General features: G+C 64.9%; 19 protein-coding genes. 13 read left to right on the forward strand and 6 right to left on the reverse strand.

The window, feature by feature from the left end; translation table 11 throughout:
• The first annotated feature begins 173 nt into the window (after window positions 1-173).
• Complete coding sequence (gene coaD, locus ACSQ3N_RS06715; protein ID WP_056161593.1) at window positions 174-674, forward strand: pantetheine-phosphate adenylyltransferase; 501 nt, start codon at window positions 174-176, stop codon at window positions 672-674.
• A gap of 167 nt (window positions 675-841) precedes the next feature.
• Here the strand turns inward: coaD and ACSQ3N_RS06720 are convergent, their stop codons facing one another.
• Window positions 842-1,798, reverse strand: a complete 957-nt coding sequence (locus ACSQ3N_RS06720) for a LysR family transcriptional regulator (RefSeq protein WP_436145910.1) — start codon at window positions 1,796-1,798, stop codon at window positions 842-844.
• Window positions 1,799-1,908: 110 nt separating this feature from the next.
• Between ACSQ3N_RS06720 and lysA the strand changes: the two genes are divergently transcribed.
• Window positions 1,909-3,156, forward strand: coding sequence for a diaminopimelate decarboxylase (gene lysA / locus ACSQ3N_RS06725; RefSeq protein ID WP_056161595.1), 1,248 nt, complete (start codon window positions 1,909-1,911; stop codon window positions 3,154-3,156).
• A 493-nt stretch (window positions 3,157-3,649) separates the two neighbouring features.
• Window positions 3,650-4,339, forward strand: a complete 690-nt coding sequence (locus tag ACSQ3N_RS06730) for an N-acyl amino acid synthase FeeM domain-containing protein (protein WP_056161597.1) — start codon at window positions 3,650-3,652, stop codon at window positions 4,337-4,339.
• A gap of 91 nt (window positions 4,340-4,430) precedes the next feature.
• Here the strand turns inward: ACSQ3N_RS06730 and ACSQ3N_RS06735 are convergent, their stop codons facing one another.
• From ACSQ3N_RS06735 to ACSQ3N_RS06750, 4 genes are all read right to left on the reverse strand, one after another.
• Window positions 4,431-5,444 carry an NAD(P)H-dependent glycerol-3-phosphate dehydrogenase gene (locus ACSQ3N_RS06735; RefSeq protein WP_436145911.1) on the reverse strand — a complete coding sequence of 338 codons (1,014 nt, stop codon included), beginning with the start codon at window positions 5,442-5,444 and terminating at the stop codon, window positions 4,431-4,433.
• Window positions 5,445-5,658: 214 nt separating this feature from the next.
• Window positions 5,659-6,117, reverse strand: coding sequence for a protein-export chaperone SecB (gene secB, locus ACSQ3N_RS06740; protein WP_056161602.1), 459 nt, complete (start codon window positions 6,115-6,117; stop codon window positions 5,659-5,661).
• 110 nt (window positions 6,118-6,227) lie between these two features.
• The gene (gene grxC, locus ACSQ3N_RS06745; protein ID WP_056161604.1) at window positions 6,228-6,491 is read right to left on the reverse strand and encodes a glutaredoxin 3; all 264 of its coding nucleotides are present in this window, start codon (window positions 6,489-6,491) and stop codon (window positions 6,228-6,230) included.
• Window positions 6,492-6,569: 78 nt separating this feature from the next.
• Window positions 6,570-6,977, reverse strand: a complete 408-nt coding sequence (locus ACSQ3N_RS06750; RefSeq protein ID WP_056161606.1) for a rhodanese-like domain-containing protein — start codon at window positions 6,975-6,977, stop codon at window positions 6,570-6,572.
• Window positions 6,978-7,041: 64 nt separating this feature from the next.
• On the opposite strand from ACSQ3N_RS06750, the gene gpmA reads away from it, so the two are divergent.
• The 4 genes from gpmA (at window position 7,042) to ACSQ3N_RS06770 (ending at window position 10,745) form a co-directional block, all read left to right on the forward strand.
• Window positions 7,042-7,785, forward strand: a complete 744-nt coding sequence (gene gpmA / locus ACSQ3N_RS06755; RefSeq protein WP_056161608.1) for a 2,3-diphosphoglycerate-dependent phosphoglycerate mutase — start codon at window positions 7,042-7,044, stop codon at window positions 7,783-7,785.
• A gap of 122 nt (window positions 7,786-7,907) precedes the next feature.
• The gene (locus ACSQ3N_RS06760; RefSeq protein ID WP_056161610.1) at window positions 7,908-9,344 is read left to right on the forward strand and encodes a S41 family peptidase; all 1,437 of its coding nucleotides are present in this window, start codon (window positions 7,908-7,910) and stop codon (window positions 9,342-9,344) included.
• A 110-nt stretch (window positions 9,345-9,454) separates the two neighbouring features.
• Window positions 9,455-10,204, forward strand: coding sequence for a HesA/MoeB/ThiF family protein (locus ACSQ3N_RS06765; RefSeq protein WP_056161612.1), 750 nt, complete (start codon window positions 9,455-9,457; stop codon window positions 10,202-10,204).
• Between the two features lie 115 nt (window positions 10,205-10,319).
• Window positions 10,320-10,745 carry a response regulator gene (locus tag ACSQ3N_RS06770; protein ID WP_056161614.1) on the forward strand — a complete coding sequence of 142 codons (426 nt, stop codon included), beginning with the start codon at window positions 10,320-10,322 and terminating at the stop codon, window positions 10,743-10,745.
• Window positions 10,746-10,852: 107 nt separating this feature from the next.
• Here the strand turns inward: ACSQ3N_RS06770 and ACSQ3N_RS06775 are convergent, their stop codons facing one another.
• Window positions 10,853-11,485 carry a response regulator gene (locus ACSQ3N_RS06775; RefSeq protein ID WP_056161617.1) on the reverse strand — a complete coding sequence of 211 codons (633 nt, stop codon included), beginning with the start codon at window positions 11,483-11,485 and terminating at the stop codon, window positions 10,853-10,855.
• Window positions 11,486-11,610: 125 nt separating this feature from the next.
• On the opposite strand from ACSQ3N_RS06775, the gene ACSQ3N_RS06780 reads away from it, so the two are divergent.
• From ACSQ3N_RS06780 to ACSQ3N_RS06805, 6 genes are all read left to right on the forward strand, one after another.
• A complete protein-coding gene (locus ACSQ3N_RS06780) occupies window positions 11,611-13,047 on the forward strand; it encodes a sensor histidine kinase (protein WP_056161619.1) in 1,437 nt (478 codons plus the stop codon).
• A gap of 356 nt (window positions 13,048-13,403) precedes the next feature.
• Complete coding sequence (locus ACSQ3N_RS06785) at window positions 13,404-13,568, forward strand: DUF1328 domain-containing protein (protein ID WP_082485988.1); 165 nt, start codon at window positions 13,404-13,406, stop codon at window positions 13,566-13,568.
• A gap of 55 nt (window positions 13,569-13,623) precedes the next feature.
• The gene (locus tag ACSQ3N_RS06790) at window positions 13,624-14,016 is read left to right on the forward strand and encodes a DUF883 family protein (RefSeq protein WP_056161622.1); all 393 of its coding nucleotides are present in this window, start codon (window positions 13,624-13,626) and stop codon (window positions 14,014-14,016) included.
• Between the two features lie 209 nt (window positions 14,017-14,225).
• Window positions 14,226-14,543 (forward strand): BON domain-containing protein, encoded by a 318-nt coding sequence (locus ACSQ3N_RS06795; RefSeq protein WP_056161625.1) that lies wholly within the window; start codon window positions 14,226-14,228, stop codon window positions 14,541-14,543.
• Between the two features lie 173 nt (window positions 14,544-14,716).
• The gene (locus ACSQ3N_RS06800; RefSeq protein ID WP_056162512.1) at window positions 14,717-15,850 is read left to right on the forward strand and encodes a zinc-binding metallopeptidase family protein; all 1,134 of its coding nucleotides are present in this window, start codon (window positions 14,717-14,719) and stop codon (window positions 15,848-15,850) included.
• 169 nt (window positions 15,851-16,019) lie between these two features.
• Window positions 16,020-16,766, forward strand: coding sequence for an alpha/beta fold hydrolase (locus tag ACSQ3N_RS06805; RefSeq protein WP_056161626.1), 747 nt, complete (start codon window positions 16,020-16,022; stop codon window positions 16,764-16,766).
• Window positions 16,767-16,804: the final 38 nt, after the last annotated feature.

Genomic DNA, 16,804 nt, shown 5'->3' on the forward strand with positions numbered 1-16,804 from the left:
TCACTGAGGCGCCGTCCTGTGGCGGTGGACAGAGGTGGCGGACCACAGATCACCCGCCCCGTTTCATGTTGCACTGCACTGCATAATGCGCGCACGCGGCCCGGCAGGCCCCGGGAGCCCTGGCTTCCAGAGGCCGGGGCCAACGTCATTCGCCAGACAGGAGACAACCAGCCATGGCCCAGAACGTGCTCGCCGTATACCCCGGAACCTTCGACCCCATCACCCTGGGGCATGAAGACGTGGTGCGCAGGGCCACCCAGTTGTTCGAGCGCGTGATCGTCGCCGTGGCGGCGGGACACCACAAGAAGACCCTGTTCTCGCTGGAAGAGCGCATCGACATGGTCCAGGAAGCCGTCAAGAACTACCCGCAGGTGCAGGTGGAAGCCTTCTCGGGCCTGCTGCGCGACTTCGTGGTGGCGCGCGGCGGCAAGGCCATGGTGCGCGGCCTGCGGGCGGTGACCGACTTCGACTACGAGTTCCAGCTCGCCGGCATGAACCGCAGCCTGATGCCCCAGGTCGAGACCGTGTTCCTCACGCCGAGCGACAAGTACCAGTTCATCAGCAGCACCTTCGTGCGCGAGATCGCGGTGCTGGGTGGTGAGGTGGTCAAGTTCGTGTCGCCGTCCGTGCAGGAGCGCCTGGCGGTGAAGGTGCGCAGCCTGACGCCGCCCTGATCGCTGGCCACAATCGCCTCTGCCGCTTGCCTGTGGAAGACCTTTTGCTATCTAAACCGTAGCAATCGGATTTGGCCAGGCGCCAGGTCTGATCTGTCCATGGGGCTCTATGTACGGCCTTGCATCCCGGTTGCTGGATTGCTGTGGTGCCGTGCTCAGTCCATGCCCTAGGCGATCTGCGTCAGCTGCTTCGCAAGCACTTTGGACTGGTGCCGCAGGGCGTCGAGCATGGGCTCGAGCTCGGGCTGCGGTGGCCGGTACAGCGGGCGCAGCGCCGTCACGCTGAACGGGATCGAGAACCCGAGCCGTCGCACCACCAGTCGGTCGCTGGCTTCGGCCAGGGCCGTCAGCGGGTTCACGATGGCCATGCCCAGGCCGTGCTGCACCATGGCGCAGACGGCGGCAGCGCTGTGGGTTTCCACGCGCTGGCTGCGGGTGATGCCTGCTTCGGCAAAGCGCGCGTCGATCTGGCGGCGGTAGGGGTCGTCGGGTGAAAGGCTCACGAACGGCTGGCCGGCGAAGTCCTCCAGCTGCAGGACCGCCTGGTGCGCCAGCGCATGGCCTGCGGGCAGCACGGCCACCTCATCCAGCGTGAGCAGCACTTCGGCGCTGGTGCCGGGCGGTGCGGCGGTCTGCTCGCACAGGCCAAGGTCGAAGCGCTGGGCGCTCATCCATTCCTCCAGCAGCGGTGATTCCTGCGGCGTGACCGCCAGTCGGGTGTCCGGGTGGGTCTGCACCAGCTGCGCGGCCGCAGCGGGCAGCAGCGCATGGGCGAGTGCGGGCAGGCACAGCACCGACAGCTGCACTGCGCCGTCTCGCCCCAGGGCGACTGCGCGGTCCACCACCCGCTCCAGCCCTTGCCAGGACCGCTGGACCTCGTCCCACAGCGCCAGCGCGCGGGCGTTGGGGCGCAGGCGGCCCTGGGCACGTTCGAACAGCGCGTAGCCCAGCAAGGATTCCAGCCGCGCCAGTTCGCGGCTCACGGTGGGCTGGGAGCTGTGCAGCAGGTCGGCCGCACCCGTGGCGCCGCCCGCCGTCATCACGGCGCGGAAGACTTCGATGTGTCGGTGGGAGATGCGGGTGGCGAGGGCGGGTGCTGGCGCGCAGTTGGGGGCCGATGTCATGGCCACGAGCATATCCAATTTGAATGGGGTGTCGAAAAATGAGCATTTGCTGAAATGGCTCACCATCGGCATCATTTCGCTTTTGCCTCAGCACCCCCGGAGACTTCTGCATGTCCAACCCTTTCTCGCCCGCCCAGCTGTGGGCCCTGGCCGACCAGTTCGGCACCCCCACCTGGGTGTATGACGCGGCCACCATCCGCCAGCGCATTGCGCAGGTGTCCAACTTCGAGACCGTGCGGTTTGCGCAGAAGGCGTGTTCCAACATCCACATCCTCAAGCTCATGCGCGAGCAGGGCGTGAAGGTGGATGCCGTCTCGCGCGGCGAGATCCTGCGGGCCCTGGCCGCTGGCTACGTGGCTGGGGGCGAGCCGTCCGAGATCGTCTTCACCGCCGACCTGTTCGACGCCGCCACGCTCGACTGCGTGGTCGAGCACGGCGTGCCGGTCAATGCGGGCTCCATCGACATGCTGCACCAGTTGGGCCGGCGCTCGCCAGGCCACGGCGTCTGGCTGCGCATCAACCCCGGCTTTGGCCACGGGCACAGCAACAAGACCAACACCGGCGGCGAGCACAGCAAGCACGGCATCTGGCACACCGACCTGCCCGCGGCGCTGGCTGCGATCGCCCAGCACGGCCTGAAGCTCGTGGGCCTGCACATGCACATCGGCTCCGGCGTGGACTACAGCCACCTGGCTGAAGTGTGCGGCGCCATGGTCAACCTGGTGCGCACCACGCATGCGGCGGGGCACGACCTGCACGCCATTTCGGCTGGCGGCGGGCTGTCCATTCCGTACCGCAGTGGTGACCCGGTGGTGGACACCCAGCACTACCACGGCCTGTGGGACGCGGCGCGCCAGCAGGCCGAGGCGGTGGTGGGCCACAAGCTGGGCTTGGAGATCGAGCCGGGCCGTTTTCTGGTGGCCGAGTCCGGTGTGCTGATCGGCGAGGTGCGCGCCACCAAGAACGCTGGCAACAACCGCTTCGTGCTGGTCGACACCGGCTTCAACGAACTCATGCGCCCCTCGATGTACGGAAGCTTCCATGCCATGGAGCTGCTGCGCCGCGATGGCACCACCACCGGTGCGTCGCAACCCACCGTGGTGGCGGGGCCGCTGTGCGAGTCGGGCGACGTGTTCACCCAGGGTGACGGCGGCGTGGTGCTGCCGCGCGACTTGCCTGCGGCGCAGGTGGGTGACCTGCTGGTGATCCACGACACGGGCGCGTATGGCGCATCGATGTCTTCAAACTACAACACGCGCCCCTTGACCGCCGAAGTGCTGGTCGATGGTGGCCATGCCCGGTTGATCCGCCGCCGCCAGACGGTGGATGAGTTGCTCGCGCTCGAACTGGGGCTGTAAGGCAGCGGCCCGCCGCGTGCGCGGGACGGTGGGCGGGGGCCGACACCCGGTAGGCACGGGACTACGCTCATGCGCAGTGCTGGCGCACAGACCGGTCTCGGGGTGGGCGATAAGGTGGACACATCTCAACACCACACCCTTTCAAGGAGTTCACCATGCCCATCATTGCCTGGCTTCTCGGCGTCCCACTGTCTGTTGTGCTGCTGCTCATGCTGTTCGGCGTGTTCTGATCGGCACGACCCTCCAAGTAATAAAGCCGCACCGCGCTTGAAAAAGCGCGGTGCGGCTTTTTTTTATGTGGGCCCGCCGCATCAGACGAGCGCGTTCGCTGTACCGCTGGCGTACCGCAATCTGCCGTTTATCGCACTATCAAACCCTGTCACGACAGGCGACGCACATCCCGTTAAGCTGGCAGTCTCAACACACACACCAGGGACTGGCTTTGGCCCCGTGCATCGCTGTCGACCGGTCCTGGAACACAGGAAATCCGTCCATGCATGCCGAAGGACACACCATCGTCGAGCTCGCCTACCCGGGGGAATACCTCAGTGTCCTGGGCGGCGTCGAAACCAAGACCTGCAAGATCCGCCTGTCGCGCAAAGGCCAGGGCCTGTTGGCCCGCATGTATGCCAGCCGGGGCTACCACATGCAGGCCACGCTGTCGCACGACAGCGACCTGAGCAGCATCGTGGTGCAGATCGACGGGCAGGCCCAGGGTACGTTGTCGGTCCACATGGACGACGGCCACCTGGGGGCCGAGGAGCAGTACCCCGAATACATCGAAGCCCTGCGCGCGCGCGGCGCCCGCATCTGCGAGATCGGCAAGCTGGCCATGGATCCCGGCGTGCGCTCCAAGCAGGTGCTGGGCGCGATCTTTCACATCGGTTGCATCGTGGCCTTCCGGGCGCGGCGTGCGACCGACATCATCGTGGAGGTGAACCCGCGCCACGCGCCGTTTTACAAACGCATGCTGCGCTTCGACGAACTGGGGCCCGAACGCATCTGCCAGCGGGTGGGGGCCCCGGCGGTGCTGTTGCACATGAGTGCGGAGAAGGCGCGCCGGCTCATCGATCAGTTTGGCGGCCGGCCCAGTTTGTCGAAGGACGAGCGCAGCTTCTACCCGTACTTCTTTCATCCAGATGATGAAGAGGGCCTGCTGCTGCGGTTGTCGGTGGGTCGGTAGTTCAGCGTTAAGCAGTGCAGCAGTTTGCGCGGCGGGAACTCGGACAAGGCCATGGCCACGGTCGCAGCCACACCGGCGCCGGGGTCACCGATCAAATCTCGTCGCGGGGCCCGCGTCCCATGAGCTGGGCCACGGCCTCGGCGGGCTGCACGCGGCCATCGAGCAGCGCCACTGCCGCCTCGGAAATCGGCATGTCCACCCCCAACGCCTGCGCGCGCTGCACCACGGTGCGGGCGCTGTAGACGCCTTCTGCCACATGCCCCAGCGACTCCACGGCCTGGGCCAGGCTGTGGCCCTGTGCCATGAGCATTCCGACGCGCCTGTTGCGCGACAGGTCGCCGGTGGCAGTCAGCACCAAGTCGCCCAGGCCGGACAAGCCCATGAAGGTATCGGGCCGTGCGCCCAGCGCCAGGCCCAGGCGCGTCATCTCTGCCAGGCCGCGGGTGATGAGCGCCGCCCGGGCGTTGAGCCCCAGCGCCAGCCCGTCGCACAGGCCGGTGGCAATGGCCAGCACGTTCTTCACCGCGCCACCCACTTCCACACCGACGATGTCTTCGTTGGCATACACGCGCACGCTCTTGCTGTGAAACGCCGCCACCAACGCATCGCGCACGGCGGCATGGCTGCTGGCCGCGACCAGCGCCGTGGGCTGGCCCAGGGCCACTTCCTGCGCAAAACTGGGGCCACTGAAAACGCCTGCTATCAACTCAGGAGCTATCAGCGCTTGTACTTCGTGCGCCAGCAGCCCAAAAGCTTGCGGATCGCCGCCCGGGGCTGCCGCCTCAAAGCCCTTGCACAGCCAGGCGACGGGCGCGGTGCAACCACGCAACGACGTCAGCATGCTGCGCAGGGCGGCCATGGGCGTGGCCACGATGACCAGGTCGGCGCCGGGTAGCAGGGCGGCAAAGTCGCCGTCGGCCAGGGTGAGGGATGAAGGAAAGGCAATGCCAGGCAGGTAGCGCGCGTTCTGCCCCTGGCTGCGCATCTGCTGCGCCTGCGCCGCATCGCGGGCCCAGAGGGTGACGGCATGCCGTGCAGGATGCTGGGCCGCGCTCATGGCGACGGCAGAGCCCCAGGCGCCAGCGCCCAATACTATGATTTTCATAGCTGTTTGCGCTTGTCAGGCAAGCGGTGGAGCCCAAAAAGATCGTGAATTCAATGGCCCCTGGCGCGGTGTCTCGGCCTGAGCCCAGCAGTCAGCACTGTCCGGGCGAGGTCGCCGTGACACCGGCTTTGACAGGCCGCTGGCTGCATCCCCTCCCGGGCACACAGCGCGACGAGAGAGGAGCAGGGCGCGAAGCGGCCCCGGGGGCGTTACATCACTGCGTAATGATCGGCGAAGGCTGGCCGGCGGCCTGGGCCTGCTGCTGCTCGTACATGGCCTGGAAATTGATTTCGGCCAGATGCACGGGTGGGAAGCCGGCGCGGTTGATCAGGTCAGCCACGTTGCCGCGCAGGTAGGGGTACACGATCTGCGGGCAGGCGATGCCCATGATGGGGCCCATCTGGTCTTCGGGGATGTTGCGGATCTCGAAGATGCCGGCTTGCTTGGCTTCGACCAGGAACACGGTCTTGTCCTTGATCTTGGTCTGCACCGTGGCCGTCACCGCGACTTCAAAGATGCCTTCGGCCACAGGAGTGGCTTCCACGCCGAGCTGGATGTCCACGCTGGGCTGCTCTTGTTCGAGCAGGATGCCGGGGGAATTGGGCTGCTCCAGCGACAGGTCCTTGAGGTAGACGCGCTGGATCTGGAAGACGGGGTTTTCTTGATCGGCCATGGTGGATAAGTCTCTTTGCGCTAACGGATTTTCAGCAAAACAAAACCCGCCGTGGGAAAGCTCCCGCAGCGGGCACATGGGGCAGCATTATGCAGCCGCCCGGGGTGGGGTCAGGCGGCAGCGCCCAGCAGGGGCATGAGTTCGCCCCGGCCGTCCAGGGCCACCAGGTCGTCGTGGCCGCCCACATGGGTGGTGCCGATGAAGATCTGGGGCACCGTGCGGCGCCCGGTGATTTCCATCATGTGGGTGCGCGCAGCGGGGTCGGTGTCGATGCGGATCTCCTCGATCTGCTCGACGCCCTTGGATTTGAGGATCTGCTTGGCCCGGATGCAGTAGGGGCAGACGGCGGTGGTGTACATCTTCACGGGTTGCATAAAGGGCCTTCCTTTTCTTTCCGGTGGGGCAACAAAACGGGTTGCAAGCCTATCGCGATGGCAATAGCTGGGGGCGACTCAGGCTTTTTCCACTGGCAGGCTGGCTTCGCGCCAGGCTTTCAGGCCGCCGGCCATGGCCTGGGCGTTCTCGTAGCCCAGCTTTTTGGCAATGGCCACCGCGCGGTTGGCGCGGGCGCCAGTGGCGCAGACCAGCACCAGCGGCAGGGCCTTGTTTTTGACCACGGTGGGCAGGCGCTCTTCGAGCTGGCCCAGGGGCACGTTCTTGGCACCGTTGACGTGGCCGGCGGCGAATTCCTCGGTCTCGCACACATCGATGACGACGGCTTTTTCGCGGTTGATGAGCTGCACGGCCCCGGCCGGGGTGAGCGAGCCGCCACTGGCGCTTTTGAGCACCGGCCACAGCAACATGCCGCCCGCAGCCGCTGCAACAAAGATCAGATACCAGTTGTCGATAATGAATTTCACGAAGATTCCTTGGGTTGGCGAACGGCGTAATTTTAGAATGCTCAGTTTTGACCTTAGGGAAGCCATGTACAAACTCGTCCTGATCCGCCACGGCGAATCCACCTGGAACCTTGAAAACCGATTCACCGGTTGGACCGATGTGGACCTGACGCCCACCGGCGTGTCGCAGGCCATGTCTGCCGGCAAGCTGCTCAAGGCAGAGGGTTACGAGTTCGACCTGGCTTTCACCAGTGTGCTCAAGCGCGCCATTCACACGCTGTGGTACACGCTCGACGAGATGAATTCGACCTGGCTGCCGGTGGTGAAGGACTGGCGCCTGAACGAGCGCCACTACGGCGCCCTGCAGGGCCTGAACAAGGGTGACATGGCCAAGCAGTACGGCGACGAGCAGGTGCTGGTCTGGCGCCGCAGCTACGACACGCCCCCGCCAGCGCTGGAACCCACCGACGCCCGCAGCGAGCGCAGCGACCGCCGCTATGCCAACCTGGACGAAGGCAACGTGCCCCTGACCGAATGCCTCAAGGACACCGTGGAGCGCGTGCTGCCGTTCTGGAACGACGCCATGGCCCCGGCCATCCGTTCGGGCAAGCGTGTGGTGGTGGCAGCCCACGGCAACTCCATCCGCGCACTTGTGAAGTACCTGGACGGCGTTTCTGACTCGGACATCGTGGGCCTGAACATTCCCAACGGAATTCCACTGGTATACGAACTGGACGCCGACCTCAAGCCCATCCGTCACTACTATCTGGGTGACGCCGAAGCGGCGGCGAAGGCTGCAGCGGCCGTGGCATCGCAAGGCAAGGCGTAAAAGTCGCGTAAAGACGGGGAAAATCAGCCAAATCCCCCGTCTGAACGAGCGCCCGAGCGGAACTGCGGCGGCTTCGGCCCCTCCAAGGTGTATATTGATTTCGAAGCGGTAAAAGGTGCTCTATGGGCCAGAAACTCAAAATTGCGGGATGGGTGTCGGTAGGTGTTGTGGCGGGTGCGCTGACCACCGTGTCGCTGCAGACAGTGGCGCGGGGGGCGATGACGCCGCTGCCGTTGGAGGAAATCCAGCAGTTGTCAGCGGTGTTCGGCCTCGTCAAGACCGACTATGTGGAGCCTGTGGATGACAAGAAGCTCATCACCGATGCCATCTCCGGCATGGTGTCGAGCCTCGATCCGCACTCCCAGTACTTCGACAAGAAGTCCTTCAAGGAATTCCGCGAGGGCACGTCTGGCCGCTTCGTGGGTGTGGGCATCGAGATCACCCAGGAAGACGGGCTGATCAAGGTGGTCTCCCCCATCGAAGGCTCTCCAGCCTTCCGCGCGGGCCTCAAGACCAACGACCTGATCACCAAGATCGACGAAACCGCCGTCAAGGGCCTGTCGCTGAACGACGCCGTCAAGCGCATGCGCGGCGAGCCCAACACCAAGGTCACGCTGACCATCTTCCGCAAGGACGAGAACCGCTCCTTCCCCGTGAACATCACGCGCGAAGAGATCAAGACCCAGTCCGTCAAGGGCAAGGTGGTGGAGCCCGGTTATGCGTGGATCCGCCTGTCGCAGTTCCAGGAGCGCACGGTCGACGACTTCGTGCGCAAGGTGGAAGAGGTCTACAAGCAAGAGCCCAACCTCAAGGGCCTGGTGCTCGACCTGCGCAACGATCCCGGTGGTCTGCTCGATGCGGCCGTGGCCATCTCGGCGGCTTTCCTGCCAGAGAACGTGACGGTGGTCACCACCAACGGCCAGCTGGCCGACAGCAAGGCCACGTACAAGGCCTCGCCCGACTTCTATCAGCGCCGTGGCGGCGGCGACCCGCTGCGCCGCCTGCCTGCTGCGCTGAAATCGGTGCCGCTGGTGGTTCTGGTGAACGAAGGCTCGGCCTCGGCGAGCGAAATCGTGGCCGGTGCATTGCAAGACCACAAGCGCGCCACCGTCATGGGCAGCCAGACCTTCGGCAAGGGCTCGGTGCAGACCGTGCGTCCGCTGGGGCCGGACACCGGCATCAAGCTGACCACTGCGCGCTACTACACCCCAAGCGGCAAGTCGATCCAGGCCAAGGGCATCGTGCCTGATGTGATGATCGACGAGTCGGAAGAGGGCAACATCTTTGCCGCCCTGCGCATGCGCGAAGCCGACCTGGACAAGCACTTGAACAGCGGCCAGGGCGAAGAGAAGAAGGACGAGGCCCGTGAAAAGGCCCGTGAGGATGCCCGCAAGCGCCTGGAAGAAGAAGCCAAGAAGCCAGTGGCCGATCGCAAGATTCCTGAGTTCGGTACGGACAAGGACTTCCAGCTGGTACAGGCGCTCAACCAGCTCAAGGGCCGGGCAGTGCTGGTCAGCAAGACGTTGACGGAACGCAAGGAAGAAAAGAAAGAGAATTGAGCTTTCGCTTCTGAGCCCTGAAAAGCCGGATTCCAGCGGAGTCCGGCTTTTTGCATTGGCGCTGCCGATTTTTATTTTGTTTTTTGTTTTTGTTTGCCTGAGATTGCCCCATGACCGACGACCAGCTCCTGCGGTACTCCCGCCACATCCTGCTCGATGAAATCGGCATCGAAGGGCAGGAGCGGTTGCTGGCGGCGCATGCCGTCATCATCGGCGCCGGCGGGCTGGGCTCGCCCGCGGCCCTGTACCTTGCGTCAGCCGGGGTGGGACACATCACGCTGGTGGACGACGACGTGGTGGACCTCACCAACCTGCAGCGGCAGATCGCGCACACCACCGACCGGGTGGGCCAGGCCAAGGTATCGTCTGCTGCGGCTGCCATGGCGGCGATCAACCCTGAGGTGAAGGTCACGGCGCTCAAGGCACGGGTCGATGCCGATGCGCTCGATGTGCTGGTGCGCGATGCCACGGTGGTGCTCGATTGCTGCGACAACTACGCCACGCGCCACGCGGTGAATCGCGCCTGCGTGCGGCATGGCAAGCCCTTGGTGGCGGGCGCTGCGATTCGCTTTGATGCGCAGATCACCGTGGTCGACCCGCGGGACGCAACCTGCCCGTGTTACGCCTGCATCTTTCCTCCGCAGGCGGAGTTCGAGGAAGTGCGCTGCTCGACGATGGGCGTGTTTGCGCCGCTGGTGGGCATCATCGGCGCCATGCAGGCTGCCGAGGCCTTGAAGCTCGTGGCGGGCGTGGGGTCTTCGTTGGCGGGGCGGCTCATGATGCTCGACGGCCGCTCGATGGAATGGAGCACGATGCACTTGCAGCGCGCACCTGATTGCGCAGTATGTGTTGCGCGGTAGGAGGGTTCCTACACCCCGCGCGTCAGGCCGCTGGCAGAATGCAAAGCTACGAGCATCTAAATTTGAGGTTCGACCAGCGCCAACCTCGGCCCTGATCGTGAAACTGGATACTCCTGTGAAACTGCGCACCTATATCGTTGAAGACAACGCCACCATCCGTGAGAATCTGATCGGAACTCTGGAAGAGTTGGCGTCTGTGGAAGCCGTTGGCGTTGCAGAGACCGAGGATGAAGGGAAGAACTGGCTGGCCACCAACGCAGGCCTTTGGGACTTGGCCATCGTCGACCTGTTCCTGCGCCAGGGCAGTGGTCTGGGTGTGCTGGCTGCCTGCCGTGCCCGCTTGCCGGGCCAGAAGATGGTGGTGCTCAGCAACTACGCAACGCCCGATGTGCGCATGCGCTGTGCGCAACTGGGCGTCGATGCGGTGTTCGACAAATCCAATGAAATCGACGCACTGGTGGACTACTGTGTCCAGCACAGCAATGCTCCAGGGGCCATGGAGATGGGTCAGCCCGGGGCGATTCCTGGCCAGCCGTTGTGACAGCCGACAGCCTCCCCGTCGTGTGCGGGAGGCTCGTTTTTTACCTGTGTGCGTGGTGCGATGGCCGGCCCCGTCCGGCTTGTCCGGACTAAAGGCCTCCCCGCATGTCAGTCGATCAGGCGATTCTTCAGTGCGTAGTACGTCAGATCGCTGTTGGAAGACAGGCTCATCTTTTCCATCAGGCGTGTGCGGTACGTGCTCACCGTCTTCACGCTCAGCGACAGGGCCTTGGCGATGTCGCCTGCCGTCTCGCCCTTGGCCAGCTTCAGAAACACCTGGAATTCGCGCTCGGACAGCTGTTCGTGCGGTGGCGCGTCGTCCTTGCGATTGAGCTGCTGCGCCAGCAGTTCAGCCACGGCGGGCGTGAGGTAGCGGCGGCCCAGCGCAATGGTGCGAATCGCTTCCACGATTTCGGCTGGCTCGCATTCCTTGTTCAGGTAGCCGCTGGCGCCCTGGCGAATCAGGTTGATCGCGTAGTGCTCTTCGGGGTACCCGCTCAGGATCAGGATTCCCATGTCGGGCGCCTTTGCGCGCAGCATGGCCAGCGCATCCAGGCCGCTTTGGCCGGGCATGGACAAGTCCATCAGCAGGACATCGATTTCCTTGTTGCGCACGAGGTCGATGGCTTCGCGGCCGTTGGCCGCCTCACCCTCGACCCGCAGGTCTACATGCTCCGACAGAAACTGCCGCAGGCCGGAGCGAACAATCGCGTGGTCATCCACAATACCAATCTTGATCATCGATCTTTCTTTCACAGGGCGGAGTGCCGCTCCCGATGCTTGTTGGTTGCACAGATTCTCCGGCCTCATGCTGCGCGGTGGCACCATGACACCCGGGTCACCAGACATTATCCAGAATAACGCGTATGAGCCTCAAAGAAAACACCCGTCGATGGTTGCCCAAGGTCCGCAGGATGGCGATCAGCCTGCCAATGGCCCTGCTGGCAGCCATGGTGCTGGTGGGTATCAACGAGACCGGCCATATGCGTTCGCAGGACGCAGTCGCACAAATGGCGCATGGCCAGGATACGCGCAAGGCTGTCAATTCGCTGCTGCAAAGCATGCTGGATGCCGAAACCGGGCAGCGCGGCTACTTGTTGACCGGCAACGACGCCTACCTCGAGCCCTATGACAAGGCCGTGGCCACGGTGCAGACCAACCTGGACGGGCTGCGCCAGCAGTTCATGGAGGCGCCCGACGACATGCAGGAATTCGCCCTGCTGTCGCGGCAGATATCGCGCAAGCTCGCCGAGATGGAGTTGAGCCTGCGGCTGCGCCGCCAAGGCAACGAGGACGCCTGGAAGTTCATCTTGCACACCGATGTGGGCAAAGAGCACATGGAGGCCATCCGCAAGCATTCGCAAGAGCTCATTGCCCGCAGCGACCGCTACGTGCAGCAGGGCCAGCAGCAGGTGGAGCAATCGCTCATGCTGTCGCGCATCGGCATCGCCACCGTCACCGCCATCGGCCTGCTGGCCTTCTACATGTACCTGCGCCAGACGCAGGCGGTGCAGCAGGTGAGCCAGCGCGAGCAGGCCCTGCTGGAGCACGAGCGCGATCGGCTTGAAGGCCTCGTGCGGGAGCGCACGGCCACGCTGTCCGAGCTGGCGAACCACCTGCAGCAGGTGCGCGAAGAAGAGCGCGCACACCTGGCGCGCGAACTGCACGACGAACTGGGGGCCTTGCTGACCGCGGCCAAGCTCGATGTCGCACGGCTCAAGTCCAAGATCGACGCCACGGCACCCGACATCGCCGAGCGCCTCAGGCACCTGACCGAAACGCTGAACAGCGGCATTGCGCTGAAGCGCCGCATCATCGAAGACCTGCGCCCGTCGTCGCTGTCCAACCTCGGGCTGACTGCGGCCATCGAGATCCTCACGCGTGAATACGCCGAGCGCGCGGCCATCGAGGTCGAGACCAGCCTGGAGCCCGTCAAGCTGCCCGACGCCTCGCAGCTCACCGTGTACCGCATGGTGCAGGAGGCGCTCACCAACATCGGCAAATACGCCAAGGCCGACAAGGTGCTGGTGTCGGTGCACGCCTATCCCACGCATGTCTCGGTGCAGGTGCGCGACAACGGCCTGGGGTTCGATCCCAGCAGCGTGCGCCCCACCTCGCACGGCCTGTCCGGCATGCGCCACCGGGTGGAGGCCGCAGGTGGCCGTCTCTCGATCACCTCACGCCCCGGCAATGGCACGCTGGTCTCTGCCGTGCTGCCCATGCAGCGCGATGCGACGGACGACCCGCAGCCAGGCGCTGCCAGCACGCAAGCCGCGGTGCCGGTGTCCCCCTCGAACTTCTGAGGCCGTCGCGCCTGGGGCGGCAGACAGCCTTGCTGGCAATCCGGGGCCTGCACATAGCCCGCAACTGAGCCCCCACTCGCGACTCAGCACGTTCCATTGCCTGGTAGACGAGCCTCGAAACTCAGTACACCCATTTGCGACGCCAGCCTCGCGCTGCATGTCCGCATTCGAGCGCAACCACCAGCCGTGAGTCGCGCGGCCTCGTCCTACACGGCCCGCGCGGCGCCGCCGACACGGGAGCGCGCCAGACACCGGCATTCACCAAACTCACTCCGCCATACAGTTGGTCCCAGGCGCTGAAGTTCTGGTGCCAACCGACCGACAGGCCGCTACCGGCCCCTTACAAGGAGAAGGAAATGTTGCACTACGCAGTTGTTTTTCTGGTGATCGCGCTGATCGCAGCACTGTTCGGCTTTGGCGGCATCGCTGCCGGCGCTGTGGGCATTGCCAAGATCCTGTTCTTCGTCTTCGTGATCATGGCCGTCGTGACCTTTGTCCTGGGCCTGCTTCGAAAGGGCTGACGCCCGTCCGCAAGCCCCAGCCACCCTGCATCCACACTTACCAGGAGTTTGAACAATGAGCATCCAGACCGCCACCGATAAAGTCGCCGACAACGCCCGCACCCTGGCCGACGACGTGCTGCAAAGCGCACAAGACGCCGTGCAGTCCACCCGCAAGGTTGCCGACAAGTCGCTTGAAAAAGCAGAAGAAGGCGTGAAGGCACTGCGTAACCAGACCGATCCCGTCATCGACGATCTGGCAGCCCGTGCCCAGGAACTGGCCAGCCGCGGTATCGACTACTGTGCAGAAACCAGTGCCCGTGCCCGCCGCCAGATGCAGCAGGCTGCAGACGCGACGACCCGCTATGTGGCTGAAGAGCCCACCAAGTCGCTCGTGATCGCCGCTGCATCCGGTGCTTTGCTCGCCACGCTGCTCATGATGGCTTCGCGCCGTCGCCCAGCGTACTGACCCCCTGAGAGCAGCGTGCGGCCCGCCGGCTGTGCTGAACCCGGGGTGATTAGAGACACCTCAGGCAGCGAAGCATCTGGTGGACCACACGACCGCTCTGACTTCATCGATCCCCTACAGTCCGCTGGCCGCGGAGGGTGCAACAGGCCGGCAGACTGCGATAACTCCAGCACCCGCGTTCCCAACCATTTTTCAACAAGGACAACATCATGAAATACGCACGTGCCCTCGCTTTCGCCGCAGTTGCTGGCATCACCATCGTCACGGCCACGGGCTGCTCGGTGGCCCGCGATCAGCAGACCATGGGTTCCTACGTTGACGATGCAGGCATCACGACGGCAGTCAAGGCCAAGATGGCTGAAGACAAGAGCGTGTCCGCCACCTCCATCAGCGTGGAAACGCTGAACGGCACGGTGCAGCTGTCGGGTTTTGCCAAGTCGCAAACCGAAAAGAACCAGGCTGAAGCCATTGCTCGCAACACCAAGCATGTGCGTGAAGTGCGCAACAGCATCGTTGTCCGTCCCTGAGCGGAACACTTGACCCAAGGGTGACGGCCAGCCTGGCCGCCACTTGTCGGGACGAGAACTGAGCAGGCTCCAGGGTCCCCTGGAGCCTGCTCTTTTTTTCTTTGTGACTGTTGTTTCCTCTGCTGTGCGCATATTGTGTGCTGCAGGGCGTACCAGGGTTTAAGCTCACCACCATGCGCGTATTCAATTGCGACCATTGCGGTCACCTGGTTTTCTTCGACAGCGTGCAATGCCTGAACTGTGGAAGTGCTCTGGCATTTCTGCCGGACCAGATGACTTTGGCCGCCCTGGCGCCGGCTCCGCAGGACGGCAACGGGCTGTGGCGGCGCAGGAGCCAGGCCGGCAGCGAGCAGCACACGGGCCGCCTGTACCACATGTGCCGCAACCACACCGAGTACCAGGCCTGCAATTTCGCCATTCCCTCCAACGACTTCGCCGACCTCTGCGCATCCTGCCGCCAGACGCGGTTTTTGCCCGATCTGTCCGAGTACGCCAACCTGCGGCGCTGGAAGCAGATCGAAGGCGCCAAGCGGCAGCTCTTCTACACCCTGGCGCGGCTGGGGCTGGAGCCCGTGCCAGGCCGCGCGGGGCCCGTGTTTGAATTTCTGGCCGACATGCCGGGCGGGCCGCCCATCCTCACCGGGCACCTGGGAGGCATCATCACGCTCAATATCGCAGAGGCTGACGACGACGAGCGTGCGCGCCGGCGCATTGCCCTGGGCGAGCCCTACCGCACGCTGATCGGCCACCTGCGCCATGAATCCGGCCATTTCTACTGGGACCAGCTGGTGCGCGATGGCGGCCTGCTCGAGTCGTTCCGCAGCCTGTTCGGCGATGAGCGACAGGACTACTCCGCAGCGCTGGACGCCCACTACGCCAAACAGGGCGAGCTGGGCGACTGGGCCACGCGCCACGTCAGCGCCTATGCAGCCTCGCACCCCTGGGAGGACTGGGCCGAAACCTGGGCGCACTACCTGCACATGATCGACCTGCTGGAGACTGCTGCCAGCTACCAGGCCGGTGTGGCCGTGCCCGACCCGCGTGGCAGTGTTCGCCACCACGTCACCGACCCGTTCGCCATACCGCGGCCGGGGTTTCAGGAGATGGTGCGCCAGTGGGTGCCGCTCACGCTCATGCTCAACAGCCTGAACCGCAGCCTGGGGCAGCACGACGCCTACCCGTTTGCACTGTCGGCGGGTGCCATGCTCAAGCTGCGGTTTGTGCACGACTTGGTGCAGGCGCAGACCCCTGCCGGTGGCGTGCCGGACGCTGGCGTGAACGGCTCCGGGGTGCCGACCGCTTTGTAGGTGGCTGCGTCACGATCCCTGCAAGTCGTGAAGGGGCGGGGAGAGGACGCCAGGCGTTGGCGACGCCGCACCCGGCAATTGGCCTCGACAGCTGGTACTCGAAAGCAGTAGCCAGCCCCCAATCTCCAGCCTCCAGCACCCCGGCGCAATCCTTGCGACACTCGGTGCCATGACGACACCTTCATCCCCCGCCCACGCCACGCCCCAGCTGGTCTTCATCCCCGGCCTCGCGGCCGATGCCGCCATGTGGCGGGCGCAGCTCCCCGCCATGCCTGCCGAATTGCGTCCGGTGGTGGCCACAGCCCACGCGCAGCCCGCCGCCCTGCGCATTGAAGACATGGCCGCGCTGGTGCTCGCAGCCCATGCCGGGCCCGTGCTGCTGTGCGGCGCCTCCATGGGCGGCATGATCGCGATGGAGGCGGCGCGCCAGGCGCCCGAGCGCGTGGCGGGCCTGGCGTTGCTCGGCACCACGGCCCGACCTGAAACCCCCGAGATGCGCGCCCTGCGCGAAGCCGCGATGGAGCTGTTCGCACAGGGCCGGGTGCGCGAGGTGATCGAGCCTAATGTTGCCTTCGCCTTCCACCCCGCCAACGCCGCCCAGCCCCATCTGGTGCAGGCCTACCTGGACTTCGTCCTGCGCGCCGGCGCCGAGCAGCTGGTTCGACAAAACCGCGCCGTCATCCACCGGCCCGACGCCCGGCTGCACCTGCCCCGCATCGCCTGCCCCACGCTGGTGGTGTGCGGCGATGCGGACCAGCTCACGCCGCCCGAATGCTCGGCCGAGATCGCTGCCCTGGTCCCGGGCGCTGAGCATGAGGTGCTGGCCGAGTGTGGTCACATGCTGACCATGGAGCAGCCCGACGCCGTCAACCGCGCGTTGCTGGGGTGGCTGGCGCGGGGCGGGTGGGTTGATTAGTTTTTTCCGAATTAAAGCAGCCGCTGCCGCTCATCTGG

This window comes from Acidovorax sp. LjRoot194 (assembly GCF_964253015.1).
Taxonomy (GTDB): domain Bacteria; phylum Pseudomonadota; class Gammaproteobacteria; order Burkholderiales; family Burkholderiaceae_C; genus Acidovorax.